General features: G+C 76.6%; 1 pseudogene. It reads right to left on the reverse strand.

From position 1 onward, the window contains the following. A pseudogene (locus AB0F81_RS51300) lies at nt 1-1,201 on the reverse strand (hypothetical protein); the annotation flags it as partial. Nucleotides 1,202-1,334: the final 133 nt, after the last annotated feature.

A 1,334-nucleotide genomic window follows, 5' to 3' on the forward strand; every position in this document is an offset into this window, starting at 1 on the left:
CGGCGAGCAGCCCGGTGTCCGCCTCGATCAACGCGGTCGCGGCGACGGCGTACGCGCGGGCCTCGGCCGGCAGCGCCCGATCGGTCAGGTTCGCGGCGCGCCGCAACACCCCCTCCGCACCGTCCCAGCTCAGATCAAGCTCCGGCGGCTGATCGGCGGCGGCGGCCGGGGGTGGGGCCGGGTCGGCGGTGTATCGGCCGTGCGGTGCGGGCCCGGCGGGCGAGCCTGCGGGAGCGGCCGGGGTGAGCGCCCCGAAATCGGGTTCGCCAGGCCAGGCGTGCCTGTCCGCCGGACCGCCCGGTCCGTCCGCGATCGAACCGCCAGAGCTTGCCGAGCCAGCGACCCCGCCGCCCGATCCAGCCGGCCCGGCCAGACCCGAAACCGAGCCGGCAGAGGAATCCGGGCCGGTGGCTGCGCCGGCAGGCCCAGCCGGACCGGAAACCGGGCCGGCAGAAGCTTCCGGGCCGACAGTTACGCCGGCAGGCCCAGCCGGACCGGCAGAAGCTTCCGGGCCGGTGGCTGCGCCGGCAGGCCCAGCCGGACCGGAAACCGGACCGGCAGAAGCTTCCGGGCCGGACATCGCGCCAGGCGGGGCAGTCGGCGGCAGGCCCAGGTGATGACCGTGCAGGGCGAGCGCCCAGTCGGCGGCCGCCAGGAAACGCGTCTGCCAGCCGTAGGCAAGCACCGCACCACTGGCCTCAGCCGCACCCAGAGCAGCCCGCGCCGAGTCGACCAGACGGCCGTCGGCGGCCAAATACTCCACCAGCAACCACGCGCTCCAGCGAGTGATCAGCGGATCCCCGCCGGGATCGGCGGCCGCCGCCAGCGCGGTGTCCCAGCCCGGCAGCCGGTGCGCGGCGCGAACCGCGGCCAGCGCGGCCGCGATGCCCGGCAGCGGCTCCGGATGCCGCACCGCGATCTTGTCGGCCAGTTCTCGGGCCGCCATCGGCTCGGTCGCCAGCGCGGCCAGCAGCAACACCCGGTCGCGGGCCGCGACCACCGGCACGGACGCCGCGTCCGGCACCGGGCGCACCGCCTCCCGCGCGGCGACCGGATCACCGGACTGCAGCAACGCCTCGCCGCGCAGCACGGCCGCCTCCAGCACCGCCTGCGCCACCGTGCCGGCCGGCGGAATGTCCCGGCGGTTCGGCATCGTCGGCATGGCCGGGCCGACAGCCGCCGCGCCCGGGGCCGGGGACAAGAAGTCAGAATCCGCCACGGAGCCGCCCGGAGCCGCGCCGCGGCGGCACGGCGACCTGCGACACGATGAAGGCGAACGGCGGCTACGTGCAGGGCATCGGTTACGCCCTGCAGAAGCTCGGCGCGCTCGGCAA

Origin of the sequence: Actinoplanes sp. NPDC024001, assembly GCF_040638955.1 — a bacterium.
GTDB lineage: Bacteria > Actinomycetota > Actinomycetes > Mycobacteriales > Micromonosporaceae > Actinoplanes.